The following is a 24975-nucleotide window of genomic DNA, read 5'->3' as shown; positions in this document are numbered from 1 at the left end:
CTCAGCGCACAAAATTATTTGCCATTGAAATAATTATCTCTATGGGGCAAAACGAGTTCGAGATTAACCGATTGCCTGGGGTAATGCGAGTAAAAAAAGCCTTTTTTTTATAAGAAAATGTGATACAGAAAGTAAAAACATGGAAATGCTCAAAATACCGGCAGATCCGCCGCGTAATCGCGTAATTGATTCATTTTTATCATGAATGTGATGACAGGAATATGACAGTGAGAAACGATCGCGGCGAGAACGCTATCAGGGATCATGTCGATCCCTGATAGCTCACGTTAATTTAGGTTAGTTATTTGTTTAATTATTGTTGCGCCCTGCCGGGAAGATAGCGATCGAACAGCGCTATTATCCTGTCGCTCAGTGGGGTCATTAAACACCACGGCAGCGCAATCAGCGCCACGGAGAGCGAACCGACGGCAATATCGGTAAACCAGTGAGCGCCAATCATTACGCGCGGGAAGGCAAAAACCACAAAAATAATCAGGGCTATGGCAAAGGCTTTTCTGCCAAAATAGCGAAGCATAATGGCGGAAAAAATAAGCAGCATCATACCGTGATCGCCGGGGAAACTGTCTTTCGACGCATCTTTTGTTGGAATATGCAGCAGTTCGCTGACGCGATAAATATCGGTGAAGAATAGCGTTGGGCTTGAGCGCTTAACCGGAATAATCGCGGTTGCCAGCTGGTTAATGGCGACGGCAAACAGCAGCATTACCAGACCGATAGTGAGAATACGCCGACGCCCGGCTTTATCCTCTTTCAGCCAGAAAGAGAGCATCAGGCAGCCCATGGCCAGCAGCGAGAAGCCGTCGAAGGCGCGATTGTTGGTAATTGCCACCAGCCACAGGAACGCGTTGCTCTTCACCAGCTCCTGGTTGAAGAAGTGAAAAATGGCAGAATCCAGCGGGAACCAGAAACCATGATCCGCCGGGATATACCAGGAGAAGAAAAGCGCCAGACCGGCGACATTAAGCAGTAATATCAGGGGAAATCGAGTTGTCATAACGTTCTGCATAGAGTGAAAACTGGGGCAACGTTAGCCGCCCGAACTTAAACGAATCCTCAACAGGCTGGACTGGAGGGCATTCCAGTCGGCGTTAACCGCACTAATTAACTCTATTCGGCTGTCAGGCGGCGCCACATTCTGCGTTTCAATAAAGAAATCGTCACCCTGACGGTTGATCCTTACCAGCCCGTCTGGGGTGCGCATGATCCCTTTCACGCGATCGACGGGAGCAAGTCGGGCCCACTCCAGGATCCCAATGGTGTCAAAAACGGTTTCAGCATCAAATATCCATCCGCAGGCCTGATATCCCTGGCCGCTGTTCAGGTTACGACGCCAGCGCTGATGTTCCGGCAGGCTGAGAGCGGCTAAACCCTGCTTAACCGGATGACTGTGCGAATGATCCGCGCTGGCAGGCAGCTCGATGAGATTCAGACGAGGAAGGTCAAGCAGGGCGCTATCAATATTCCCCTGTGTGGCCTGCACCCGCGTGCGGTTGCCGCCGAAATGTTGCCACCATGCGTCCAGCGCGGCCTGGCTTTCAGGCGTGGCGCGATCTGCTTTATTCGCGACAATAACGTCAGCCGAGGCGAGCTGATCGCGGAAATTCTCATTGGCCACCGCCTTGTCATCCAGAAGCTGACGCGGATCGAGCAGGCACAGGGTGGCGCGCAGATCGATCCACGGCTCGTAAACCGGGGCGGTGAGTAAATCGAGGATCTGCTTGGGGTGACCCAGCCCGGTGGGTTCAATCAGCAGGCGGTCAGGTTTGCCCTGACGCAGCAGCGTATTGAGCCCGACCTGCATCGGCAGGCCATTGACGCAGCACATGCATCCGCCGGGGATCTCTTTAATCATCGCGCCGCTGGATGACAGCAACGCGCCGTCAATGCCCACCTCGCCAAATTCATTGACCAGCACGGCCCATTTCTCGGCCGGATCTTTATTTGCCAGCAGGTGGAGAATTGAGGTGGTTTTACCGCTGCCGAGAAAACCGGTGATGAGGTTGGTTTTGGTCACATGCGCTCCAGATGAGAATGGTGATGCTATAACACTATTCTCTCTATCCTGGCGAAAAACGTGACCGGTGAGAAGGGGAAGGGCGAACGGAGATCTCATCCGTTCGCGTTAAGCGCAATAATCGTTAAACATTTAACGTTTCGATAACAGCCTGACGCGCGCCGTGGCGGGTGATGCGCTGGTATGCCTGGCTGACAGCCTCCACAAACGCGCTGTTTTGCGCGAGATCGTGACCAAAGACCTCGCTCAGCCCCAGCAGCGCGTTAACGCGGTCGGTATCGCTGCTGGCGTCAACGATGGCGCGGATTTTATCGCTGAGGGGATCGCGAACGTCAATCGCATTGCCATGGTCGTCGGTACCGCTGACGTAGCGTATCCAGCCGGCCACGCCCAGGGCCAGCAGCGACCACGGTGTATTTCGCTCAAGATGAACGCGGATCCCGTCAAGCATTCTCTGGGGCAGCTTCTGGCTACCGTCCATCGCGATTTGCCAGGTCCGATGCTGGAGTGCCGGGTTGGCAAAGCGCTCCAGCAGGCTATCTGCGTAGGCGGTGAGGTCGACATCCTTAATGCGTAACGTCGGCGCCTGTTCGTCCAGCATCAGCCGACGGGCGGCTTCGCGGAACGCAGCGTCCTCCATGCATTCATTAATATGGGCGTAGCCCGCGAGGTATCCCAGATACGCCAGGAAAGAGTGGCTGCCGTTTAGCATGCGCAATTTCATCTGCTCCCAGGGCAGAACATCCAGCACCATCTGAACGCCCGCTACTTCCCACTCCGGACGGCCGGCGACAAAATTATCTTCCACCACCCACTGAATAAACGGTTCACAGCTGATGGCGCACGGATCTTCAACGCCGAGCGCGTCGGTGATTTCCGCCAGCGAGGCCTCCGTCGCGGCGGGCACAATTCTGTCGACCATCGTCCCCGGAAAGCTCACGTGGCTGTCAATCCATTCAGAAAGCGCTGCGGAACGCTTTTGCGCCATGCCCAGCACCGCGTTTTTCACCACGTGCCCGTTATCAGGGATATTGTCGCAGGAGAGCACGGTAAACGCAGGCAAGCCGCGCTCGCGGCGGCGGTGGAGCGCTTCGACCAGGATCCCGGGTGCGGAATGTGGCTCTGAGGGGTTTTCTAGGTCATGGATTATCCGGGCGTTGTGCAGATCGAGTTTCCCGGTCGCGGGATCGATGCAATAGCCTTTCTCCGTGATGGTGAGCGACACAATAGCGACCTGAGGCTCGCAAAATTTCTCAATAATGGCGGGCAGAGAGTCCAGCTTTGCGTTCAGGCATTCATGGACGGCACCGACGATAATCGCCTCATTGCCTTCTGCCCCTTTCTCCAGCACGGTGAACAGGTGATCCTGCGCGCGCAGCTGGCTCATCAGCACGTCGCCGCTGAAGAGGCTAATCTCACAAATACCCCAGTCGCCGCCTTTTTCATTCAGCACCCGATTTGTTAACAATGCCTGGTGCGCACGGTGGAACGCGCCAAAGCCAAAATGGACGATGCGTGAGCGTAATTGCGCGCGATCGTAGCGAGGTTGCTGAACCCGGGCAGGAAGGGCGGTGGAGGCAATTGTCTTCATGAGATACACACCTGATTAACCATTAATTAACAATGCCAGTGTAAAGTTATATGACAGCAAATAAAATTGGTGAGCCGTAAATATCCCCGTTCTGTGAGTTTGATCAATCAATGTGAGACGGTATATTGACCCCTGGCGGCAAACATGTATGGTAGTCGTCATTGCAGTAACGCATATTGGTATAACAACTTTAGAGGGTGAGGCAATGGAACAAACCTGGCGTTGGTACGGGCCGAACGATCCGGTTTCTCTTGATGATGTGCGCCAGGCTGGCGCAACGGGTGTCGTCACGGCGCTGCATCATATTCCTAACGGTCAGGTATGGCCGGTTGAAGAAATTCAACAGCGTCAGGCGCTGCTGGCGGAGAAGGGGTTAACCTGGTCTGTGGTAGAGAGCATCCCGGTTCACGAAGACATCAAAACCCATTCCGGGGAGTACCAGACCTGGATTGCTAACTATCAGCAAAGCATTCGCAACCTGGCGGCCTGCGGCATTGATACGGTTTGCTATAACTTCATGCCCATCCTCGACTGGACGCGTACCGATCTTGAATATCAGATGCCGGACGGCTCGAAAGCGCTGCGTTTCGACCAGATCGCCTTCGCGGCGTTTGAGCTGCACATTCTGAAACGTCCCGGTGCCGAAGCGGATTACACTGCGGAAGAGCAGCAGCAGGCGCTTGCGTGGTTTAACGCCGCCAGTGACGCAGACATCGAAAAGCTGACCCGTAATATCATTGCGGGCCTGCCGGGAGCTGAAGAGGGGTATACCCTGGATCAGTTCCGCGCGCGCCTGGCGGAATACGGCGATATTGATAAGCAGCAGCTGCGTGAAAACATGGCGTATTTCCTGCGCGCTATCGTGCCGGTTGCTGAAGAGGCAGGTGTACGCCTCGCCGTGCATCCGGACGATCCGCCGCGTCCTATCCTCGGCCTGCCGCGCATTGTTTCCACAATTGAAGATATGCAGTGGCTGAAAGAGACGGTAAACAGCATCTATAACGGCTTCACCATGTGTACCGGCTCCTACGGCGTGCGGGCGGATAACGACCTGGTGCGGATGATTGAAACCTTTGGCGATCGCATTCATTTCACGCACTTGCGTGCGACCTGCCGCGAGGAGAACCCAAAAACCTTCCACGAGGCGGCGCACCTGGGCGGCGATGTGAATATGGTGGCGGTGGTAGACGCCATTCTGGCGGAAGAGGCGCGTCGCAAGCAGATTGGCGATGTGCGTCCTATTCCGTTCCGTCCTGATCACGGCCACCAGATGCTGGACGATCTGCGTAAGAAAACCAACCCAGGCTATTCGGCGATTGGCCGTCTTAAAGGGATGGCGGAAGTGCGCGGCGTCGAGCTGGCGCTGAAGATGACGAAGTATCCGGAGCTTCTGTAAGCGCTGTTGCCCGGTGGCGCTAAGCTTACCGGGCCTACAAAAAAAAAAACCGGCCTGAAAGCCGGTTTTTGTGTTTTTGTTGGTCGGGCAAGGCGAAGCCGCCACCCGAAAAACGCCGCAATCAGTCGGCGCGACCCATATAGCGTTTTTCTTCGATATGGATGCGGATTTTCTCGCCAGCGGAGAGGTATTCCGGCACCTGCACAACCAGGCCGGTCGTCAGGGTAGCCGGTTTGTTGCGGGCACTTGCGGATGCGCCTTTGATGCCAGGTGCGGTTTCAACGATTTCCAGATCGACGGTCTGGGGCAGCTCCAGCGCCAGCAGCACGCCGTCCCAGGTCAGGACCTGCATGTCAGGCATGCCGCCTTCAGGGATGAACAGCAGCTCTTCTTCAATCTGATCTTTGGTGAAGATGTACGGGGTGTAGTCTTCTTTATCCATGAACACGTATTCGTTGCCGTCAATGTAGGAGAAATCAACGTAGCGACGGGTCAGGGTCACGGTATCGACGATATCGTCACCTTTAAAGCGCTCTTCCACCTTCAGGCCGGTACGCACATCGGCGAAACGCATTTTGTACAGCGTTGCTGCACCACGGGCGCTGGGTGCCTGAATGTCGATATCTTTCACAATCAGCAGTTTGCCGTTGTAATTCAGCACCATACCTTTCTTTATTTCGTTCGCTCTTGGCATTGCAGTAATCCTGTTTACGGGAGGTAAAAAATATCGCGCCAAATTACTCGCGCGCGGCCTTTCAGGCAAGAGGAATTCGTGGCTTTTGCTATCAATACGCAAAAGGTGTTACTGTGCGCGCGATGCCCGACTGCGCGGGCGATCGTCAGCGAAAGAGAGCATTTATGGATTGCCGTCCCGATTGTGGCGCGTGCTGTACTGCACCGTCCATTTCAAGCCCCATTCCAGGAATGCCGGAGGGCAAGCCTGCCAATACCCGCTGCGTTCAGCTCTCGGAAACGAACCTGTGCATGATCTTTGGCTCACCGCTGCGCCCGAAAGTGTGCTCCGGGCTTCAGCCCACTGCCGAAATGTGTGGCAGCACGCGAGGGCAGGCGATGACGTACCTTCTTGAGCTGGAAGCGCTCACCGCGCCCTAAACGTCTTTAATTCTCGCCAGACAGCCGATCGTCAGGGTACACATCAACAGCGCAATCCAGAACACCGTGTGATAGTTCCAGATTTCTGCAACGACACCGGCCATTGAGCCCGCGATAATCCAGCCCACGCGGGTGGTATTAGTATAAAGCGTGGTGGCAGAGCCTGCCTGGCCCGGCATCAGATCCTGAAAATAGAGCATACCTATCCCGGCGAGAATGCCAATATAGATGGCGTTCAGCAGCTGTAAAGCCAGCAACAGCCCCGGCGTATTTACCGTCAGCATACCGATATAGAACAGCAGACCGGCGACGGCGGCGATGCGCATTAAAAAACGCTTTCCGAAGCGCTTTGCGTAATAGCCCGCAATGAGCATCGTCGGGATCTCAAGCCCGGCCGCGGTGCCCATCATGATGCCCGCTAGCTTCTCCGACAGGTGCAGTTCATTAATAATAAACAGCGGCATATTGATGATATACAGGCTGTTGGTGCCCCACATCAGCGTGCAGATCGCGAACAGGAGCAAGGCATCGCGGCGGTTACGGCGCGGCGCTTCCAGCACGCCCGTTGCCACCTTCGGCTCTTTGCGCATGGACGGCAGGAAGAACCACACCAGCGCGCCGCACGCCACAAACGCGACTGCCGCGCTCAGGTACATCACCGTAAAGCCAAAACCCATCGCCAGCGCGTAGGCCAGCGGCGGACCAATCACCCACGCCAGCGACACCTGAGCACGCAGGACAGAGCTGAACATCACCGCTTCACGCCCAGTATGGTCGGCGTGTTCGCGGGCAAGGGCGAACAGCTGAGGGTTCGCCGTTGAGCCAAAGCTGCTCAGGAATACCCCGACGAAGAGCAGAATGAAATAGTTGCGGTTCCAGGCGAACAGAACGCAGGCCATGACCCCCAGCAGACAGCAGAAAACGATCAGGCTTTTACGATCGCCTTTTCTGTCGGATCGTCCCGCCAGAAACTGGCTGACCAGGATGCCGATGATGGCGCTTCCGGTAAAAAAGAAGCCGACCATTGCCGGACGAACATGAACCTCATTGGTCAGAAATAAGCTCAGCGTCGGCGTCTGTAACGCGCCGGCAATGCCCGTGAAAAAGGCAACAATCAGGAAGGCCGCTGAGGTCAAGTCAAAGGGCTTCGGCGAGACGGCCGCAGGGGTGTTATGCATGTTTTATAATTAGCGAGTAGCAGAGAGGGGCGGAGTGTACGCCGTCAGCTAAAAAATAAACAGTGGGTGCGGTCAATGATGCCACGAAAAATCAAAATGGCATTTCATCTTGCATCCTCGTCGGCTGACCTTAGCTGAAACTGACTTGCTGAACTTCAGCAAAATTCAGCTCAATGAAGAAGAAATGTGCTGTATCTCTAAATTCTGATATCAGAAATACGAGTTTACTTGCAAGACATTGCAGAAAGCGCAAGACTTTTTGAAACGTTTCAGCGCTATCTTGTTTTAACAAACGGAGCAGGCTAGCGCATTTTTTCTCATTAAAGCTGAAACGATTCAAGTTCAGCAGGAGTGGAGAACCATGTTCCAGTTATCTGTTCAGGATATCCACCCGGGCGCTCAGGCCGGGGATAAAGAAGAGGCTATTCGCCAGGTTGCCGCTGCGCTTGTGCAGGCGGGTAACGTCGCGGACGGCTATGTAAACGGCATGCTGGCCCGCGAGCAGCAGACCTCAACCTTCCTCGGCAATGGCATTGCCATTCCGCACGGTACAACCGACACCCGCGATCAGGTGCTGAAAACCGGCGTTCAGGTTTTTCAGTTCCCGCAGGGCGTGCTCTGGGGCGACGGTCAGGTGGCGTATGTGGCTATCGGTATCGCGGCCAGCAGCGACGAACACTTAGGCCTGCTGCGTCAGCTGACGCATGTCCTGAGCGATGACGACGTGGCTGAGCAGCTCAAGTCCGCTACCACAGCTGAAGAGCTGCGCGCCCTGCTAATGGGCGAAAAACAGAGCGAAGCGCTGAAACTGGATAATGAAACGCTGACGCTGGACGTGATTGCCTCCGATCTGGTGACGCTGCAGGCGCTGAACGCGGGTCGTCTGAAAGAAGCCGGCGCGGCGGATGCCACGTTTGTGACGCGCGTGATTAACGATAAGCCGTTGAATCTGGGTCAGGGTATCTGGCTGAACGACAGTGCTGAAGGCAACCTGCGCAGCGCTATCGCCGTGAGCCGCGCGGCCAATGCGTTTGACGTGGAAGGCGAGCGTGCGGCCATGCTGGTGACCGTGGCGATGAACGACGATCAGCCGGTTTCCGTGCTGAAGCGTCTGGGCGATCTGCTGCTGAACAACAAAGCTGAAAAACTGCTGAACGCTGATGCCTCCACCGTGCTGGCACTTCTGACCAGTGATGATGCGCCGACCGAAGACGTGCAGACCGCTGAGTTCGTGGTACGCAACGAGCACGGCCTGCATGCCCGTCCGGGCACCATGCTGGTGAATACCATTAAACAATTCGAGAGTGAGATCACCGTGGCGAATCTTGACGGCACGGGCAAACCGGCCAACGGCCGTAGTCTGATGAAAGTTGTCGCGCTGGGCGTGAAGAAAGGACATCGTCTGCGTTTCACCGCGCAGGGTGCCGATGCTGAACAGGCGCTGAAAGCGATTGGCGACGCCATCGCGGCGGGTCTGGGGGAGGGCGCATAATGAGCAGACGTGTTGCGACTATTACGCTGAACCCGGCTTATGACCTGGTAGGATTTTGCCCGGAAATTGAGCGCGGCGAAGTCAACCTCGTGCGTACCACTGGCCTGCATGCTGCGGGTAAAGGGATTAACGTCGCGAAAGTGCTCAAGGATCTCGGTATCGACGTCACCGTGGGTGGATTCCTCGGTAAAGATAACCAGGATGGTTTCCAGCAGCTGTTCAGCGAGCTGGGCATTGCCAACCGTTTTCAGATTGTTCAGGGCCGTACCCGCATCAACGTCAAGCTGACGGAGAAAGACGGTGAAGTGACCGATCTGAACTTCTCTGGCTTCGAAGTGACGCCGTCGGACTGGGAGCGTTTTGTTAACGACTCTCTGACCTGGCTCGGTCAGTTTGACATGGTTTGCGTCAGCGGCAGCCTGCCGTCCGGCGTCAGCCCGGAAGCGTTTACCGACTGGATGACGCGCCTGCGCAGCCAGTGCCCGTGCATCATTTTTGACAGCAGCCGCGACGCGCTGGTTGCGGGTCTGAAAGCCTCTCCGTGGCTGGTGAAGCCGAATCGCCGCGAGCTGGAGATCTGGGCGGGTCGTAAGCTGCCAGAATTAAAAGATGTGATTGACGCTGCCCATGCGCTGCGCGAGCAGGGTATCGCTCACGTGGTGATCTCTCTTGGTGCAGAAGGCGCGCTGTGGGTTAACGCGTCTGGCGAATGGATCGCCAAACCGCCGTCAATGGAAGTTGTCAGCACCGTTGGCGCAGGGGATTCCATGGTTGGCGGCCTGATTTATGGTCTGCTGATGCGTGAATCCAGTGAACATACTTTACGTCTTGCCACCGCCGTTGCTGCCCTGGCCGTAAGCCAGAGCAATGTCGGTATTACCGATCGTACCCAGTTAGCCGCGATGATGGCGCGCGTTGACTTAAAACCTTTTAACTAACAGCAGGAGAGGAATAATGAAAACGCTGCTGATCATTGACTCCGGTCTCGGACAGGCCCGCGCCTATATGGCGAAGACCTTGCTGGGCGCGGCGGCACAAAAAGCACATCTGGACATTATCGATAATCCAGGCGATGCAGAACTGGCCATTGTACTGGGCGACAAAATCCCGGCTGACAGTGCGCTGAACGGCAAGAAAGTGTGGCTGGGCGATATTAATCGCGCGGTGGCACACCCGGAACTTTTCCTGAGCGAAGCGAAAGGGCACGCGTCTGTCTACAGCGCGCCTGTCGCGACGGCACCGGCTGCGGCCACGGGTCCGAAACGCGTTGTTGCGGTGACGGCCTGCCCGACGGGCGTGGCTCACACCTTTATGGCGGCAGAAGCCATTGAAACCGAAGCGAAAAAACGCGGCTGGTGGGTAAAAGTTGAAACGCGCGGCTCCGTCGGTGCCGGCAACGCGATCACCCCTGAAGAAGTGGCTGAAGCCGATCTGGTTATCGTGGCGGCGGATATCGAAGTGGACCTGGCAAAATTTGCCGGTAAGCCAATGTACCGCACGTCTACCGGCCTGGCGCTGAAAAAGACCGCGCAGGAGTTTGATAAAGCGCTGGTAGAAGCGAAGCCGTATCAGGCTACCGGCGCGCGTCAAACCGCGACGGAAGGTAAGAAAGAGTCTGCAGGCGCCTATCGCCATCTGTTGACCGGCGTGTCTTACATGCTGCCGATGGTGGTTGCGGGTGGTCTGTGTATCGCCCTCTCGTTCGCATTTGGTATTACTGCGTTTAAAGAGCAAGGCACGCTGGCCGCTGCGTTAATGCAGATTGGCGGCGGTTCCGCGTTCGCGCTGATGGTCCCCGTTCTGGCAGGCTTTATTGCCTTCTCCATTGCTGACCGTCCTGGCCTGACGCCGGGCCTTATCGGCGGTATGCTGGCCGTGAGCACCGGTTCTGGCTTTATCGGCGGTATTATCGCGGGCTTCCTGGCCGGTTACGTCGCGAAGCTCATCAGTTCGAAGCTCAAGCTGCCGCAGAGTATGGAAGCGCTGAAGCCTATTCTGATCATCCCGCTGATTTCCAGCCTGGTGGTCGGTCTGGCGATGATTTACCTGATTGGTAAGCCGGTTGCGGGCATTCTGGCGGGTCTGACCCACTGGCTGCAAACCATGGGTACCGCGAACGCGGTTCTGCTGGGTGCAATCCTCGGCGGCATGATGTGTACCGACATGGGTGGTCCGGTGAACAAAGCGGCGTACGCCTTTGGTGTTGGCCTGCTGAGTACCCAGACCTACGCGCCAATGGCAGCCATCATGGCGGCAGGTATGGTACCTCCTCTGGCGCTCGGCCTGGCGACGATTATTGCCCGTCGTAAGTTCGATAAAGCGCAGCAGGAAGGCGGCAAAGCGGCGCTGGTTCTGGGCTTGTGCTTCATTACCGAAGGGGCGATTCCATTCGCGGCTCGTGACCCAATGCGTGTACTGCCGTGCTGTATCGCGGGTGGTGCAGTGACGGGTGCGATCTCCATGGCGATTGGCGCGAAGCTGATGGCACCACACGGCGGTCTGTTTGTCCTGCTGATCCCAGGCGCTATCACCCCGGTCCTGGGCTACCTGCTGGCCATCGTTGCCGGTACGCTGGTGGCGGGTCTGTCATACGCAGTGCTGAAACGTCCTGAAGCGGAAGTTGTGGCGAAAGCAGCGTAAACAAGGTGTCGGGTGGCGGCTTCGCCTTACCCGACCTATAAAAAAGCCGGGTTGCATTATGCACCCGGCTTTTTTTATGCCGCCTGTTCAGCGGTTTGCTGTGCCTTCAGCCAGGCTATCTCTTCTGCCCAGATATCCGGATTGATGGTTTCCAGCACCATCGGAATACCGTCGAAGCGGGCGTCCTGCATAATAAACCGAAACGCATCGTGGCCGATGTTACCTTCGCCCAGGCTGTGGTGGCGGTCAACGCGGCTGCCGAACGCGCTTTTCGCATCGTTCAGGTGCATTCCGCGCAGGTACTTAAAGCCCACGATGCGCTCGAACTCATCGAACGTGTTTTTCGTTGCTTCGGTGGTGCGCAGGTCATATCCGGCGGCAAACGCGTGGCAGGTATCAATGCATACGCCAACGCGGGATTTGTCCTCCACGCCGTCGATAATCGCCGCCAGATGTTCAAACCTAAAGCCGAGGTTGCTGCCCTGACCGGCGGTATTCTCAATTACCGCGGTGACGCCTTTGGTCTTGTCCAGCGTGATGTTGATGGACTCGGCAATGCGAGCCAGGCAGGCATCTTCATCGATTTGCATCAGATGGCTGCCCGGATGGAAGTTCAGCAGCGTCAGCCCCAGCTGTTCGCAGCGCTGTACTTCATCAAGAAACGCCTCGCGGGATTTTTCCAGCGCCTCTTCAACCGGGTGACCGAGGTTGATCAGGTAGCTGTCGTGGGGAAGGATCTGGCCTGGCCCATAGTGATACTTCTCACAGGCGGCTTTAAAATCATCAATCACGTCAGCGGTGAGCGGCGCGGCGCGCCACTGGCGCTGGTTTTTGGTGAACAGGGCGAAAGCGGTCGCCTCGATTTCGGCGGCGCGAATGGCGGCATTCGCAAGGCCGCCTGCAGCGCTGACGTGCGCTCCAACATATTTCATAAAAAAACTCCTGCTAACCCGAAACGCTTATGATAGCGGGTTAGCAGGAGAAGGACGAGATGGTTTATGCCATCAGGCTATGGACCGCGAGGTTAATCGCGCCGCCGCCGACAATCAGCCAGATGAAGAGTACCAGCGCCATCAGCAGCGGCTTCGCACCGGCTTTTTTCAGCGCGCTGACGTGTGTAGTCACCCCCAGGGCCGCCATGGCCATCGCCAGCAGTACGGTATCCAGCGTCACCAGCATATCCACTACCGATTTGGGCAGCAGGTGGAAGGAGTTAAAGATAGCGACCACGATAAACAGGATCGCAAACCACGGAATGGTGATTTTACTTTTCTGATTACTGTCCGCCGGTGCAAGCTGTTTAACCCGCGCAGCAAGGAAAATCAGGAACGGTGCCAGCATCATTACGCGCAGCATTTTGGCAATCACCGCCGCGTTTTCGGCTTCAGGGTTAATAGCATGTCCTGCCGCCACCACCTGGGCCACTTCGTGCATGGTCGAACCGATATAGATGCCGTAGGTTTCCGGGCTAAACCAGTGGGCAACCAGCGGATACATGGCCGGGTAGAGGAAGATCGCCAGAGTACCGAAGATCACCACCGTCGCCACCGCCACGGTTACCTTGCTGGCTTCGGCTTTAACCACGGGCTCTGTTGCCAGCACCGCCGCGGCCCCGCAGATACTGCTCCCGGCACCGATCAGCCAGCTGGTTTGCTTATCCAGGCCAAAGACTTTCTGGCCGATAAAGCAGGCCAGCAAAAAGGTGCTGGTCAGCGTCAGGACGTCGATAGCGATTCCGCTCACGCCCACGTCCGCAATCTGCGAAAAGGTGAGACGGAAGCCGTAAAGGATGATCCCGAGACGCAGCAGGTGCTGTTTGGCAAAGATCACGCCGCCGTCGCAGGATTTCCAGATGTGTGGGTAAACGGTATTTCCCACGACCATGCCCAGCAAAATGGCCAGCGTCAACGCGCTGAAACCTGCGCCCGCGATAGCCGGGATGCTGCCGCCCCATAATGCTACGGCGGTCACTGCTGCGCTAAGCGCGAGGCCCGGCACGAAGTGCCACACTGTACGATGATGTTGTAAGGTGATTTCTGACATAACCTTCTCCTTTGTCTGGCTAAAGGTTACGGCGCTCTGGCTTAAAAATAAAATTGATTATATACTTATAATCAATCTATATAAGTGGTAAGCAACCATGCACATTACATTGCGTCAGCTGGAAGTGTTTGCCGAGGTGCTGAAAAGCGGCTCGACGACCCAGGCGTCACAAATGCTGGCGCTCTCGCAGTCTGCGGTCAGCGCGGCGTTGACCGATCTAGAAGGACAGCTGGGCGTGCAGCTGTTCGACAGGGTAGGGAAGCGTCTGGTGGTCAACGAGCACGGTCGTCTTCTTTATCCACGCGCGCTGGCGCTGCTGGAGCAGGCTATCGAAATCGAACAGCTGTTCCGCGAAGACAACGGTGCGATCCGCGTCTACGCCAGCAGCACCATTGGGAACTACATTCTGCCGGAAGTGATTGCGCGCTACCGCCGGGATTTCCCGACCCTGCCGCTGGAGATGAGCGTGGGCAATAGCCAGGACGTTATCAACGCGGTGATCGATTTCCGGGTGGATATCGGCCTCATCGAAGGGCCCTGCCATAACGTCGATATCATTGCCGAGCCCTGGCTGGAGGATGAACTTGTGGTGTTTGCATCCCCGGCCTCATCGTTATTGCAGGGCGAGGTGACGCTGGAGCGCCTGGCGCAGGCGCAGTGGATCCTGCGCGAGCAGGGCTCCGGCACGCGTGAAATTGTCGATTATCTGCTGCTTTCCCATCTGCCACATTTCCAGCTAGGGATGGAGCTGGGGAACTCTGAGGCTATCAAGCACGCGGTGCGTCACGGCCTGGGAATCAGCTGTCTTTCCCGGCGCGTCATTGCCGAACAGCTTGAAACGGGGTCGCTGGTTGAAATTCCGGTTCCATTGCCGAAGCTAGTGCGCACGCTATGGTGCATCCATCATCGTCAGAAACACCTTTCCAGCTCTCTGCAGCGTTTTCTGCGCTACTGCACCATTTAACGTTCCCCGGTGGCGCTTCGCTTACCGGTGCTACGCGCGCCTGTCACCCCACATTTTTATGCTTTACTTATAATCCTGGCCGAGTCATGAAGCTCTCTTATAACTGAGTATTTCTGCCGGAAGGAACGCGGATCGTCTGCTACAATCGCGCCTCATTTATTAAATGGACAGCATTTTCATATGGTTTCAGAAATTAAAACCACAGAAGCGCCCACGCTACGTCGTGAACTCAAGGCGCGTCACCTGACGATGATCGCCATTGGCGGCTCAATCGGTACAGGTCTTTTCGTTGCCTCTGGCGCAACGATTTCGGCAGCAGGCCCGGGTGGGGCGCTCTTCTCTTATATCCTGATTGGCCTGATGGTGTACTTCCTGATGACCAGTCTCGGCGAACTGGCCGCGTACATGCCGGTATCCGGTTCGTTCTCGACCTACGGTCAAAAATACGTTGAAGAAGGCTTCGGCTTCGCGCTGGGCTGGAACTACTGGTACAACTGGGCGGTCACTATCGCCGTTGACCTTGTCGCCGCACAGCTGGTGATGAACTGGTGGTTCCCGGATACGCCGGGCTGGATCTGGAGCGCCCTGTTCCTGGCCGTCATCTTCCTGCTGAACTACATCTCCGTGCGCGGTTTCGGCGAGGCGGAATACTGGTTCTCTTTGATCAAAGTGGCAACCGTCATCATCTTTATCGTCGTCGGTGTGGCGATGATCGTTGGTATTTTCAAAGGTGCAGAACCTGCGGGCTGGAGTAACTGGACAACAGGCGATGCGCCGTTTGCCGGTGGCCTTTCGGCGATGATTGGCGTGGCGATGATTGTCGGCTTCTCCTTCCAGGGGACTGAGCTGATTGGTATCGCCGCCGGTGAGTCAGAGAACCCGGAGAAAAATATTCCGCGTGCGGTCCGTCAGGTATTCTGGCGTATCCTGCTGTTCTATGTGTTCGCGATCCTGATTATCAGCCTGATCATCCCGTACACCGATCCAAGCCTGCTGCGTAATGACGTAAAAGACATTAGCGTCAGCCCGTTCACGCTGGTCTTCCAGCACGCCGGTCTGCTTTCAGCTGCGGCAGTGATGAACGCCGTTATCCTGACCGCTGTGCTTTCAGCCGGTAACTCCGGGATGTACGCGTCCACCCGTATGCTCTACACGCTGGCATGCGACGGTAAAGCCCCGCGTATCTTCGCGAAGCTGTCCCGTGGCGGCGTACCGCGTAACGCGCTGTATGCCACAACGGTGATTGCCGGTCTGTGCTTCCTGACCTCTATGTTTGGCAACCAGACGGTGTACCTGTGGCTGCTTAACACGTCCGGGATGACGGGCTTTATTGCCTGGCTGGGGATTGCTATTAGCCACTACCGTTTCCGCCGCGGCTTCGTCAAGCAGGGTCACGATGTTAACTCGCTGCCGTATCGCTCCGGCTTCTTCCCGCTGGGTCCTATTTTCGCCTTCATTCTGTGCCTGATCATTACGCTGGGACAGAACTATGAAGCGTTCCTGGCGGACACCATTGACTGGGGCGCCGTGACGGCGACCTACATTGGTATTCCGCTGTTCCTCGTCATCTGGTTTGGCTACAAGCTGACGAAAGGAACACACTTCGTTCGCTACAGTGAAATGGAATTCCCGGAAAGATTTAAACAATAATCGCACTTCCTCTCTTTTAACCCGCTCATTCGAGCGGGTTTTTTTATGCCCGCATCCTGAAACAAAGATATATTTCTTAACAATTTAATTGATAATAATTATCGTTTTCTTTATCGTTATCAAAAATAAGCGTGTCACCGACCCACCGCAGACGTGGGCGGAAAGGAAGACGCTGTGAGCAATGATGATTTGATTTAGTTGTATTTACCTCATGGAGATATGGAATGTTTAGGTTGAATCCCTTCGTCAGGGGAGGACTTTGTGCGTCCGCAATGTCCCTGGCCCTGCCTGTTATCGCAGCGGAATCCGGCGACACAATGGTTGTAACGGCCTCCGCGACCGAGCAAAACCTGAAAGACGCACCGGCAAGCATCAGCGTAATTACCCAGGAAGATTTGCAGCGCAAACCCGTTCAGAATCTGAAAGATGTGTTACGGGAGGTGCCGGGCGTTCAGCTCACGAGCGAAGGGGACAACCGTAAAGGGGTAAGTATTCGTGGACTGGACAGCAGCTATACGCTGATCCTGATCGACGGCAAGCGCGTTAACTCGCGTAACGCGGTATTCCGCCATAATGATTTCGATCTCAACTGGGTGCCGGTTGACGCCATCGAACGCATCGAAGTGGTGCGCGGACCGATGTCTTCTCTGTACGGTTCCGATGCGCTGGGCGGGGTGGTGAACATTATCACCAAAAAAATCGGCCAGAAATGGACGGGCACCCTGAGCGCCGATTCCACGATTCAGGAACACCGCGACCGTGGAGACACGTACAACGGCCAGTTCTATACCAGCGGTCCGCTGGTTGACGGCCTGCTGGGGCTGAAAGCCTACGGTAGCCTCGCGAAGCGTGAGAAAGACGGTCAGCAGAAATCCTCCACCACGGCGAGCGGTGAAACGCCGCGCATTGAAGGCTTCACCAGCCGCGATGCGAATGTGGAATTCGCCTGGACGCCGTCTGAAAATCACGACTTTACGGCGGGCTACGGTTTCGACCGTCAGGATCGCGACTCGGATTCCCTCGACAAAAACCGCCTTGAGCGTCAGAACTACTCTCTCAGCCACAACGGTCGTTGGGGCGTCGGCAACAGCGAGCTGAAGGTTTACGGCGAAAAGGTGGATAACAAAAACCCCGGCAACAGCAATCCTATCACCTCCGAGAGCAACACGGTGGACGGAAAATACGTGCTGCCGCTGGGCGAAATCAACCAGCTGATGACCTTCGGCGGCGAATGGCGTCACGATAAGCTGAAGGATCCTGTCAACCTGACGGGCGGTTCCAGCAGCAGTACGTCGACAAGCCAGTATGCCCTGTTCCTTGAAGATGAGTGGCGTATCTTTGAACCTCTGGCGCTGACCACCGGCATCCGTATGGATGACCATGATACCTACGGCGATCACTGGAGCCCGCGCGCCTATCTGGTTTACAACGCGACCGATACCGTAACGGTGAAAGGGGGCTGGGCCACCGCGTTTAAAGCGCCGTCGCTGCTCCAGCTTAGCCCGGACTGGGTCACCGGCTCGTGTCGCGGTGCCTGTGAGATAGTCGGTAACCCGGATCTGAAACCGGAAACCAGCGAGAGCTTCGAATTCGGACTGTACTACAGCGGGGAAGAGGGCTGGTTAGAGGGCGTGCAGGCCAGCGTCACCACCTTCCAGAATAACGTGGATGACCGCATCAGCATCAGCCGTACGGCCAATGCAAAACAGGCCCAGGGCTACCCTAACTACGTTGGACTGAATGCGGACGGAGAACCAATTTTCCGCTACTACAACGTTAACAAGGCGCGCATCCGCGGGGTGGAAACCGAGCTGAAATTCCCGCTGGCGGACGACTGGAAACTGACCCTTAACTATACCTATAACGACGGTCGTGATATCAGCAACGGCGGCAACAAGCCGTTGTCGGATCTGCCGTTCCACACCGCCAACGGTACCGTTGACTGGAAGGCAACGCAGGACTGGTCGTTCTACGTTCAGGGCAACTACACCGGTGAGAAACGCGCGCTGACCAGCAGTGCACCAACGCCGGGTGGCTATGTCATCTGGAATACCGGCGCCGCGTGGCAGGCGACGAAAAGCGTGAAGCTGCGTGCTGGCGTGCAGAACCTGCTGGATAAAGATCTGAGCCGCGACGATTACAGCTATACGGAAGACGGCCGTCGCTACTTTGTGGGCGTGGATTATAAGTTCTGATGCGGCCAGGGTAAAAGCAAAACGGCAACGTAAGTTGCCGTTTTTAGTGTTTGTTCCCTCTCCCTTTGGGAGAGGGCCAGAGTGAGGTCATCAGAGCGCACGCAGCCGCACTTACCCAAACAAATGCTCCGCATGAAAGCGGAGATGATCCTCAATAAAGGATGCGATGAAGTAATAGCTGTGGTCATACCCCGGCTGAATGCGCAGCGTCAGCGGCCAGTCCTTCTGGCGTGCCGCTTCTGCCAGCACCGCAGGCTGCAGCTGTCCGGCGAGGAACTGGTCCGCATCGCCCTGATCGATAAGCATCGGGATCGCATTTGCCGAGCTGCTGGCCAGCATCAGCGCACAGCTGTCCCATTCCTGCCATTTTGCTTCATCTTCACCCAGATAGTGCGCGAAGGCTTTCTGCCCCCACGGTACCTGCGTTGGGCTCACAATTGGCGCAAACGCCGACACGCTGGCGTATTTTCCCGGATTTTTTAACGCCATGATCAGCGCCCCGTGACCGCCCATAGAATGTCCGCTGATGGCACAGCGGTCGCTTACCGCAAACCCGGACTGAATCAGCGCGGGCAGCTCGTCGCGAATGTAGTCATACATGCGGTAATGGTGCGCCCAGGGCTGCTCGGTCGCATTGAGATAAAACCCGGCGCCTTTACCCAGGTCGTATCCTGCATCGTCGGCTACATCATCGCCACGCGGGCTGGTATCAGGCATCACCAGCGCAATACCCAGCTCGGCGGCAATACGCTGCGCGCCCGCTTTGGTGGTGAAGTTTTCGTCGTTGCAGGTCAGGCCTGAAAGCCAGAACAGAACCGGCGGATTTTCCGTCGGCGGCAGGAAAATGCTGAACGTCATCGCACAGTTCAGGACGGTGGAGTCATGCCGCCAGCGCTGCTGTCGACCTTCAAAACAACGGTGCTCTTCGAGCAGTTCCATGCAGGGCTCCTTAATGAGAATGCGTATTCATAAAAACCATAATACAGCCTTTTCATTGACCTGTGAGTAACTTTCACTTTCGCCTGACGCCCAGATGCTGCATCATAAATTTACTTTTCTTTAACAATTGGAGCGGTCATGGCGCTGCGTATTGCGCTCAGTGGGTTTGTCGTTCTGGTGGTGGCGATGGGGATAGGGCGCTTTGCCTTTACGCCTCAGGTACCGCTCATGATTGCTGCCGGACAGCTTACGCTGACCAGCGCGGGTCTGGTCGCGGCGATGAACTATCTGGGCTATCTGGTGGGCGCATGGGATGCCATGCGCGCGCACCGCTTTGTGGAAACGCGCCTCTGGCTTGGCATCACCGGCGCGGTGGCGCTGACGCTGCTCTCCGCGGCGGCGGACAACGCCGTCATACACGGCCTGCTGCGCTTTGTGATTGGCTGCATGAGCGGCTGGTCGATGGTACTGATTGCCGCCTGGACTAACGAACGGCTTGGGCAGCTGGGTAAACCGGGCCTGAGCGCTGCCGTATTTGCCGGACCGGGAGCGGGCATTGCCCTGAGCGGGCTGCTCGCCGTCTATATCCAGGCGAAGTCCCTGTCGGCCGGGGCGGCATGGCAAATCTATGGCGTGCTGGCGCTGGTGCTGATTGCGCTGGTGGCGCGCTACCTGCCGCGATCCGGTCAGCTCCATCGACCGGGCACTGCACCCGAGCCGCTGGTGCTGACGGCGGATTTAAAACGCCTGGTCTGGAGCTATAGCCTGGCCGGGTTTGGCTATATCCTCCCCGCGACCTTCCTGTCGCAAATGGCGGCGGTGCGTTTTCCCGGCAGCCTGTTTGCGCAGTTCGTCTGGCCGATTTTTGGTATCGCCGCCGTGGTGGGGATAGCGCTCAGTATTCTTTTACGCCACACCTCAACGGCTAACCGCAGGCTGGCTATCGTACTGTGGTTACAGGGGGCGGGCGTGCTGGCGGCCTGGCTGCTGCCGGGGATTGGCGGGTTGCTGACGGGCGGGCTGCTGGTGGGCGGCGGCTTTTTGTGTGCCGTGCAGCTCTCGCTTTTGTACGGTCGCGAGCTGGCGCCAAACCACACGCGCTATATGGCCGGCCTGCTCACCACCGGGTATGCAATAGGTCAGTTGATTGGGCCTGTCACCTCGGCGTTATCAACCTGGCTTACCCACCGGCTGGAGCCCGCGCTTGGCCTGGCGGGCATTGCGCTGTTCGCTGGAGGAGCGCTGGTCTGGAATCGTCACGCTGAAAGGCAACAGCAATTGCAATAATTATCGTCGTGAATACTGGATTATGTGCGTCGCCTCACGCACAATGAGCGCATACTTTTGCCACAACGAGGGCAAAAGACGCCACACCTGCAGGAGAACAAAATGTCATCACTCAGTAAAGAAGCTGCCCTGGTCCACGAAGCCCTGGTTGCGCGCGGTCTTGAAACGCCACTGCGTCCGCCCGTACAGGATTTGGACAATGAAACCCGCAAGCGTCTGATTGCCGGTCATATGACCGAGATCATGGAGCTGCTGAATCTCGATCTGAGTGACGACAGTCTGATGGAGACGCCGCACCGCATCGCGAAAATGTACGTCGACGAAATTTTCTCCGGGCTGGATTACGCCAACTTCCCGAAAATCACCGTCATTGAAAACAAGATGAAAGTGGACGAGATGGTGACGGTACGCGATATCACGCTGACCAGCACCTGCGAACACCACTTCGTGACCATCGACGGTAAAGCGACCGTAGCGTATATCCCAAAAGATACGGTGATTGGCCTGTCGAAGATCAACCGCATCGTGCAGTTCTTTGCCCAGCGTCCGCAGGTGCAGGAGCGTCTGACGCAGCAGATCCTGACCGCGCTGCAAACGCTGCTGGGCACCAATAACGTGGCCGTTTCTATCGATGCGGTTCACTACTGCGTGAAGGCGCGCGGCGTGCGTGATGCGACCAGTGCAACGACCACGACGTCGCTGGGCGGCCTGTTTAAATCTAGCCAGAATACCCGCCAGGAGTTCCTGCGCGCCGTACGTCACCACAACTAAGTCTTACAGGGCAGGAACCATGGAGCGAAACGTCACGCTCGATTTTGTTCGCGGCGTCGCCATTCTCGGTATCCTGCTGCTTAATATCAGCGCCTTCGGCCTGCCGAAGGCGGCTTACCTCAATCCTGCCTGGTATGGCGACATCACGCGCAGCGATGCCTGGACCTGGGCTGTCCTCGATCTCTTCGCGCAGGTTAAATTCCTCACGCTGTTTGCCCTGCTGTTTGGTGCAGGTCTGCAACTCCTCCTCAAACGCGGTACGCGCTGGATCCAGTCGCGCCTGACGCTGCTGGTTCTCCTCGGCTTTATCCACGGCCTGTTCTTCTGGGACGGCGATATTCTTCTCGCGTATGGGTTAGTCGGGCTCATCTGCTGGCGTCTGATTCGCGATGCGCACAGCGTAAAAAGCCTGTTTAACACCGGCGTGATGCTCTACGTCATGGGGCTTGGGGTCCTGCTGCTGCTGGGGATGATCTCCGGCGAAGCGACAAACCGTTCCTGGATCCCGGATGCCGCTAACCTGCAGTACGAACAGTACTGGAAGCTGAAGGGCGGTACGGAAGCGATAAGCAACCGCGCGGATATGCTGGGGGATAACCTCCTTGCGCTGGGGGCGCAATACGGCTGGCAGCTGGCGGGCATGATGCTGATGGGCGCGTCACTGATGCGCACCGGCTGGCTGAAAGGGGAGTTCAGCCTGCGTCACTATCGGCGAACGGGTGTCGGGCTGGTACTGATCGGCGTGCTGATTAACCTCCCGGCGATAATCACGCAGTGGCACATCCACTGGGATTACCGCTGGTGCGCGTTCCTGCTCCAGGTGCCGCGCGAACTGAGCGCGCCGTTCCAGACCATCGGCTACGCGGCGCTGATCTATGGCTTCTGGCCAACGCTTTCCCGCCTGTGGATCGTCAGCGCTATCGCCTGCGTGGGCCGCATGGCGTTGAGCAATTACCTCCTGCAAACGCTTCTCTGCACCACGCTTTTCTATCGATTTGGCCTGTTTATGAAATTCGACCGCCTCACGCTGCTGGCGTTTGTTATTCCGGTCTGGGTGATTAACCTGGCGTTTTCTGTTCTCTGGCTACGCTATTTCCGCCAGGGACCGCTGGAGTGGGTGTGGCGTCAGTTAACCGCACATGCTTCAGGGGTATCATTGAGGAACACATCCAGATAACGATCTGGATCACAATCATTAACAAAACGGATGTAAGCGTTTTCATGAGTGTGAGCTTCTTCACGTAGTCCCCTCTCTCTCGCTGCCAAAATAGCCACCTTGCTAAACACAGGGGGTGTCTGTGAGTTGCTGCAATCCTTTGAAGGATGGTGAATATGATCACCATTCGTGACGTCGCCCGTCAGGCGGGCGTTTCTGTGGCTACCGTCTCACGCGTGCTGAACAATAGCGCGCTGGTCAGCCCTGAAACCCGTGAAATCGTAATGAAAGCCGTGACCCAGCTCGGGTACCGGCCAAATGCCAATGCCCAGGCGCTTGCGACGCAGGTCAGCGACACCATCGGCGTGGTGGTGATGGACGTCTCGGATGCCTTTTTCGGCGCGCTGGTCAAAGCGGTCGACGTGGTGGCCCAGCAGCATCAGAAATATGTCCTGATCGGCAATAGCTATCATGAGGCGGAAAAGGAGCGACATGCCATTGAAGTGCTGATCCGTCAGCGCTGTAACGCCTTGATTGTCCACTCAAAAGCTTTGAGCGATGAAGAGCTAACCGGCTTTATGGATCAGATCCCGGGCATGGTGCTGATCAACCGCATCGTCCCCGGCTATGCCCACCGCTGCGTCGGGCTGGATAACGTCAGCGGCGCCATGATGGCGACGAAAATGCTCATCAACAACGGGCATCAGCGGATCGGTTATCTGGCCTCCAGCCATCATATTGAAGATGACGACCTGCGGCGCGAGGGGTGGCAAAACGCCCTGAAAGAGCACGGCATTACGCCGTCAGAAAGCTGGACGGGCACCGGTACGCCGGACATGCAGGGCGGCGAGGCGGCAATGGTGGAGCTGCTGGGCCGCAATCTGCAGCTTACTGCGGTGTTTGCCTATAACGACAGCATGGCGGCAGGCGCCCTGGCGGCGCTGAAAGATAACGGCATTGCGGTGCCACAGCATTTGTCACTCATTGGTTTTGATGATATCCCGATTGCCCGTTACACCGACCCGCAGCTGACAACGGTGCGCTACCCCATTGCCTCTATGGCGAAACTGGCGACTGAGCTGGCATTACAGGGAGCGGCAGGGCTGCTGGATCCGGGCGCAACGCACTGTTTCATGCCGACTTTAGTACGTCGCCACTCCGTCGCGGCCCGGCAAATTGTGGTTCCGATCACTAACTGATTAGATCAGGTGATGTAACCGTTTTCAATCTGTGAGTAAATTCACAGTATCTTAACAAGGTGCTGACTATGATGTCAGCGTTTTAGGGGCTGAAACGCTATGTAACAGTGATTATTCACTTTCACTATAGCCAATGTGCCGCAAACAACGAATAAAACGCATTTCTGGAGCGTTACCGAACACGGAAGATAGAAATTTTATAAGTGAACTTCGGCTGTCAGTAACGTTTTATTAACACCTGCCCGCCGATCGTTATTCACAAGAACTACCCTGCATAAAAAAACCGGAGATACCATGAATAAGAAGGTGTTGACCCTGTCTGCTGTAATGGCAAGCATGCTTTTTGGTGCAGCAGCGCACGCTGCGGATACCCGTATTGGTGTGACCATCTATAAATACGACGACAACTTCATGTCTGTTGTGCGTAAAGCGATTGAGAAAGATGCGAAAGCAGCGCCAGACGTTCAGCTGCTGATGAACGACTCCCAGAATGACCAGTCCAAACAGAACGACCAGATCGACGTTCTGCTGGCGAAAGGCGTGAAAGCCCTGGCCATCAACTTGGTTGACCCGGCTGCAGCAGGCACGGTTATTGAAAAAGCGCGCGGCCAGAACGTGCCAATCGTCTTCTTCAACAAAGAACCTTCCCGTAAAGCGCTGGATAGCTACGACAAAGCGTATTACGTCGGTACCGACTCCAAAGAGTCCGGTATTATTCAGGGCGATCTGATCGCGAAACACTGGGCGGCGAACCCGAACTGGGACCTTAACAAAGACGGTCAGATTCAGTTCGTGCTGCTGAAAGGCGAACCCGGTCACCCGGATGCTGAAGCCCGTACCACTTACGTTATCAAAGAGCTGAACGACAAGGGTCTGAAAACCCAGCAGCTGGCGTTAGATACCGCGATGTGGGATACCGCTCAGGCGAAAGATAAGATGGACGCGTGGCTGTCCGGCCCTAACGCGAACAAAATCGAAGTGGTTATCGCGAACAACGATGCGATGGCAATGGGTGCGGTAGAAGCGCTGAAAGCACACAACAAATCCTCCATTCCTGTGTTCGGCGTAGATGCTCTGCCAGAAGCGCTGGCGCTGGTTAAATCCGGTGCGATGGCCGGTACCGTGCTGAACGATGCCAACAACCAGGCGAAAGCCACCTTCGATCTGGCGAAAAACCTCGCCGATGGCAAAGGCGCGGAAGATGGCACCAACTGGAAAATTGACAACAAAATCGTTCGCGTACCTTACGTGGGCGTAGACCAGTCCAACCTGGCTGAGTTTATCGGTAAATAAGTTTAGCGGTACTGTCTCCACTGGGCGCAATTC

21 protein-coding genes are annotated in these 24975 nt (G+C 56.3%); 13 read left to right on the top strand and 8 right to left on the bottom strand.

The features are described 5' to 3' along the window. Window positions 1-313: 313 nt before the first annotated feature. The 3 genes from SPG90_RS10670 to SPG90_RS10660 all read right to left on the bottom strand — a co-directional run bounded on the left by SPG90_RS10670 (window position 314) and on the right by SPG90_RS10660 (window position 3626). Window positions 314-1015, bottom strand: coding sequence for a phosphatase PAP2 family protein (locus SPG90_RS10670; protein WP_322408129.1), 702 nt, complete (start codon window positions 1013-1015; stop codon window positions 314-316). 33 nt (window positions 1016-1048) lie between these two features. Further along, on the bottom strand, window positions 1049-2035 hold the full coding sequence (locus SPG90_RS10665) for a GTP-binding protein (protein ID WP_322408128.1): 987 nt from the start codon (window positions 2033-2035) through the stop codon (window positions 1049-1051). A gap of 124 nt (window positions 2036-2159) precedes the next feature. After that, on the bottom strand, window positions 2160-3626 hold the full coding sequence (locus tag SPG90_RS10660; protein WP_322408127.1) for a fructuronate reductase: 1467 nt from the start codon (window positions 3624-3626) through the stop codon (window positions 2160-2162). 205 nt (window positions 3627-3831) lie between these two features. Between SPG90_RS10660 and uxuA the strand changes: the two genes are divergently transcribed. Next, the gene (gene uxuA, locus SPG90_RS10655) at window positions 3832-5022 is read left to right on the top strand and encodes a mannonate dehydratase (protein ID WP_248183808.1); all 1191 of its coding nucleotides are present in this window, start codon (window positions 3832-3834) and stop codon (window positions 5020-5022) included. A gap of 121 nt (window positions 5023-5143) precedes the next feature. Here uxuA and yeiP read toward each other — a convergent pair whose 3' ends face one another. Beyond that, entirely contained in the window at window positions 5144-5716 is a 573-nt protein-coding gene (gene yeiP / locus SPG90_RS10650) for an elongation factor P-like protein YeiP (RefSeq protein WP_008500940.1), read from the bottom strand. A gap of 164 nt (window positions 5717-5880) precedes the next feature. On the opposite strand from yeiP, the gene SPG90_RS10645 reads away from it, so the two are divergent. After that, the gene (locus tag SPG90_RS10645; RefSeq protein WP_023312483.1) at window positions 5881-6135 is read left to right on the top strand and encodes a YkgJ family cysteine cluster protein; all 255 of its coding nucleotides are present in this window, start codon (window positions 5881-5883) and stop codon (window positions 6133-6135) included. On the opposite strand, the gene setB is transcribed toward SPG90_RS10645, so the two are convergent. Continuing rightward, complete coding sequence (gene setB / locus SPG90_RS10640) at window positions 6132-7313, bottom strand: sugar efflux transporter SetB (protein ID WP_045402820.1); 1182 nt, start codon at window positions 7311-7313, stop codon at window positions 6132-6134. The genes SPG90_RS10645 and setB overlap by 4 nt on opposite strands. Window positions 7314-7674: 361 nt before the next feature. On the opposite strand from setB, the gene fruB reads away from it, so the two are divergent. The 3 genes from fruB to fruA are packed head-to-tail and all read left to right on the top strand — an operon-like array spanning window position 7675 to window position 11445. After that, the gene (gene fruB, locus SPG90_RS10635; RefSeq protein ID WP_322408126.1) at window positions 7675-8805 is read left to right on the top strand and encodes a fused PTS fructose transporter subunit IIA/HPr protein; all 1131 of its coding nucleotides are present in this window, start codon (window positions 7675-7677) and stop codon (window positions 8803-8805) included. Further along, the gene (gene fruK / locus SPG90_RS10630) at window positions 8805-9743 is read left to right on the top strand and encodes a 1-phosphofructokinase (RefSeq protein ID WP_023312480.1); all 939 of its coding nucleotides are present in this window, start codon (window positions 8805-8807) and stop codon (window positions 9741-9743) included. Before fruB ends, fruK begins: the two co-directional genes overlap by 1 nt. A gap of 16 nt (window positions 9744-9759) precedes the next feature. Beyond that, the gene (gene fruA, locus SPG90_RS10625) at window positions 9760-11445 is read left to right on the top strand and encodes a PTS fructose transporter subunit IIBC (RefSeq protein ID WP_045402826.1); all 1686 of its coding nucleotides are present in this window, start codon (window positions 9760-9762) and stop codon (window positions 11443-11445) included. A gap of 74 nt (window positions 11446-11519) precedes the next feature. On the opposite strand, the gene nfo is transcribed toward fruA, so the two are convergent. Further along, window positions 11520-12377 carry a deoxyribonuclease IV gene (nfo, locus tag SPG90_RS10620; protein WP_045354228.1) on the bottom strand — a complete coding sequence of 286 codons (858 nt, stop codon included), beginning with the start codon at window positions 12375-12377 and terminating at the stop codon, window positions 11520-11522. A 64-nt stretch (window positions 12378-12441) separates the two neighbouring features. After that, entirely contained in the window at window positions 12442-13488 is a 1047-nt protein-coding gene (locus SPG90_RS10615) for a YeiH family protein (protein WP_045402829.1), read from the bottom strand. A 97-nt stretch (window positions 13489-13585) separates the two neighbouring features. Between SPG90_RS10615 and yieE the strand changes: the two genes are divergently transcribed. The 3 genes from yieE to cirA all read left to right on the top strand — a co-directional run bounded on the left by yieE (window position 13586) and on the right by cirA (window position 18297). Further along, entirely contained in the window at window positions 13586-14452 is an 867-nt protein-coding gene (yieE, locus tag SPG90_RS10610) for a DNA-binding transcriptional regulator YeiE (protein ID WP_045402831.1), read from the top strand. A gap of 180 nt (window positions 14453-14632) precedes the next feature. Beyond that, window positions 14633-16102, top strand: a complete 1470-nt coding sequence (locus tag SPG90_RS10605; protein ID WP_047174135.1) for an amino acid permease — start codon at window positions 14633-14635, stop codon at window positions 16100-16102. 224 nt (window positions 16103-16326) lie between these two features. Further along, on the top strand, window positions 16327-18297 hold the full coding sequence (gene cirA, locus SPG90_RS10600) for a catecholate siderophore receptor CirA (protein WP_322408125.1): 1971 nt from the start codon (window positions 16327-16329) through the stop codon (window positions 18295-18297). Window positions 18298-18408: 111 nt separating this feature from the next. Here the strand turns inward: cirA and fghA are convergent, their stop codons facing one another. Beyond that, the gene (gene fghA / locus SPG90_RS10595) at window positions 18409-19236 is read right to left on the bottom strand and encodes an S-formylglutathione hydrolase (RefSeq protein WP_047174133.1); all 828 of its coding nucleotides are present in this window, start codon (window positions 19234-19236) and stop codon (window positions 18409-18411) included. Window positions 19237-19374: 138 nt separating this feature from the next. Here fghA and SPG90_RS10590 point away from each other — a divergent pair, with 138 nt between their 5' ends. The 5 genes from SPG90_RS10590 to mglB all read left to right on the top strand — a co-directional run bounded on the left by SPG90_RS10590 (window position 19375) and on the right by mglB (window position 24942). Further along, the gene (locus SPG90_RS10590) at window positions 19375-20523 is read left to right on the top strand and encodes a YbfB/YjiJ family MFS transporter (RefSeq protein ID WP_126303469.1); all 1149 of its coding nucleotides are present in this window, start codon (window positions 19375-19377) and stop codon (window positions 20521-20523) included. Window positions 20524-20625: 102 nt separating this feature from the next. Beyond that, the gene (gene folE, locus SPG90_RS10585) at window positions 20626-21294 is read left to right on the top strand and encodes a GTP cyclohydrolase I FolE (protein WP_023312471.1); all 669 of its coding nucleotides are present in this window, start codon (window positions 20626-20628) and stop codon (window positions 21292-21294) included. A 19-nt stretch (window positions 21295-21313) separates the two neighbouring features. Further along, window positions 21314-22471 (top strand): DUF418 domain-containing protein YeiB, encoded by a 1158-nt coding sequence (gene yeiB, locus SPG90_RS10580; RefSeq protein WP_045402848.1) that lies wholly within the window; start codon window positions 21314-21316, stop codon window positions 22469-22471. 155 nt (window positions 22472-22626) lie between these two features. Continuing rightward, on the top strand, window positions 22627-23649 hold the full coding sequence (galS, locus tag SPG90_RS10575) for an HTH-type transcriptional regulator GalS (RefSeq protein ID WP_045402849.1): 1023 nt from the start codon (window positions 22627-22629) through the stop codon (window positions 23647-23649). 294 nt (window positions 23650-23943) lie between these two features. Then, entirely contained in the window at window positions 23944-24942 is a 999-nt protein-coding gene (gene mglB, locus SPG90_RS10570) for a galactose/glucose ABC transporter substrate-binding protein MglB (protein ID WP_322408124.1), read from the top strand. Window positions 24943-24975 lie beyond the last annotated feature (33 nt).

Source organism: Enterobacter sp. D2 (genome assembly GCF_034427575.1).
GTDB classification, from domain to species: Bacteria; Pseudomonadota; Gammaproteobacteria; order Enterobacterales; family Enterobacteriaceae; genus Enterobacter; species Enterobacter cloacae_M.
Note: the sequence above shows the minus strand (reverse complement) of the source record. Positions and strands in the feature narration are given on the sequence as shown.

Excerpts from the sequence above, each read along its gene's own strand:
- galS (WP_045402849.1), top strand. The coding sequence starts at position 22,627 with ATGATCACCATTCGTGACGTCGCCCGTCAGGCGGGCGTTTCTGTGGCT.
- SPG90_RS10670 (WP_322408129.1), bottom strand. The coding sequence starts at position 1,015 with ATGACAACTCGATTTCCCCTGATATTACTGCTTAATGTCGCCGGTCTG.
- mglB (WP_322408124.1), top strand. The coding sequence starts at position 23,944 with ATGAATAAGAAGGTGTTGACCCTGTCTGCTGTAATGGCAAGCATGCTT.
- yeiB (WP_045402848.1), top strand. The coding sequence starts at position 21,314 with ATGGAGCGAAACGTCACGCTCGATTTTGTTCGCGGCGTCGCCATTCTC.
- SPG90_RS10605 (WP_047174135.1), top strand. The coding sequence starts at position 14,633 with ATGGTTTCAGAAATTAAAACCACAGAAGCGCCCACGCTACGTCGTGAA.
- yieE (WP_045402831.1), top strand. The coding sequence starts at position 13,586 with ATGCACATTACATTGCGTCAGCTGGAAGTGTTTGCCGAGGTGCTGAAA.
- fruA (WP_045402826.1), top strand. The coding sequence starts at position 9,760 with ATGAAAACGCTGCTGATCATTGACTCCGGTCTCGGACAGGCCCGCGCC.
- fruB (WP_322408126.1), top strand. The coding sequence starts at position 7,675 with ATGTTCCAGTTATCTGTTCAGGATATCCACCCGGGCGCTCAGGCCGGG.
- uxuA (WP_248183808.1), top strand. The coding sequence starts at position 3,832 with ATGGAACAAACCTGGCGTTGGTACGGGCCGAACGATCCGGTTTCTCTT.
- SPG90_RS10615 (WP_045402829.1), bottom strand. The coding sequence starts at position 13,488 with ATGTCAGAAATCACCTTACAACATCATCGTACAGTGTGGCACTTCGTG.
- SPG90_RS10645 (WP_023312483.1), top strand. The coding sequence starts at position 5,881 with ATGGATTGCCGTCCCGATTGTGGCGCGTGCTGTACTGCACCGTCCATT.
- SPG90_RS10590 (WP_126303469.1), top strand. The coding sequence starts at position 19,375 with ATGGCGCTGCGTATTGCGCTCAGTGGGTTTGTCGTTCTGGTGGTGGCG.
- folE (WP_023312471.1), top strand. The coding sequence starts at position 20,626 with ATGTCATCACTCAGTAAAGAAGCTGCCCTGGTCCACGAAGCCCTGGTT.
- nfo (WP_045354228.1), bottom strand. The coding sequence starts at position 12,377 with ATGAAATATGTTGGAGCGCACGTCAGCGCTGCAGGCGGCCTTGCGAAT.
- setB (WP_045402820.1), bottom strand. The coding sequence starts at position 7,313 with ATGCATAACACCCCTGCGGCCGTCTCGCCGAAGCCCTTTGACTTGACC.
- fghA (WP_047174133.1), bottom strand. The coding sequence starts at position 19,236 with ATGGAACTGCTCGAAGAGCACCGTTGTTTTGAAGGTCGACAGCAGCGC.
- yeiP (WP_008500940.1), bottom strand. The coding sequence starts at position 5,716 with ATGCCAAGAGCGAACGAAATAAAGAAAGGTATGGTGCTGAATTACAAC.
- cirA (WP_322408125.1), top strand. The coding sequence starts at position 16,327 with ATGTTTAGGTTGAATCCCTTCGTCAGGGGAGGACTTTGTGCGTCCGCA.
- fruK (WP_023312480.1), top strand. The coding sequence starts at position 8,805 with ATGAGCAGACGTGTTGCGACTATTACGCTGAACCCGGCTTATGACCTG.
- SPG90_RS10660 (WP_322408127.1), bottom strand. The coding sequence starts at position 3,626 with ATGAAGACAATTGCCTCCACCGCCCTTCCTGCCCGGGTTCAGCAACCT.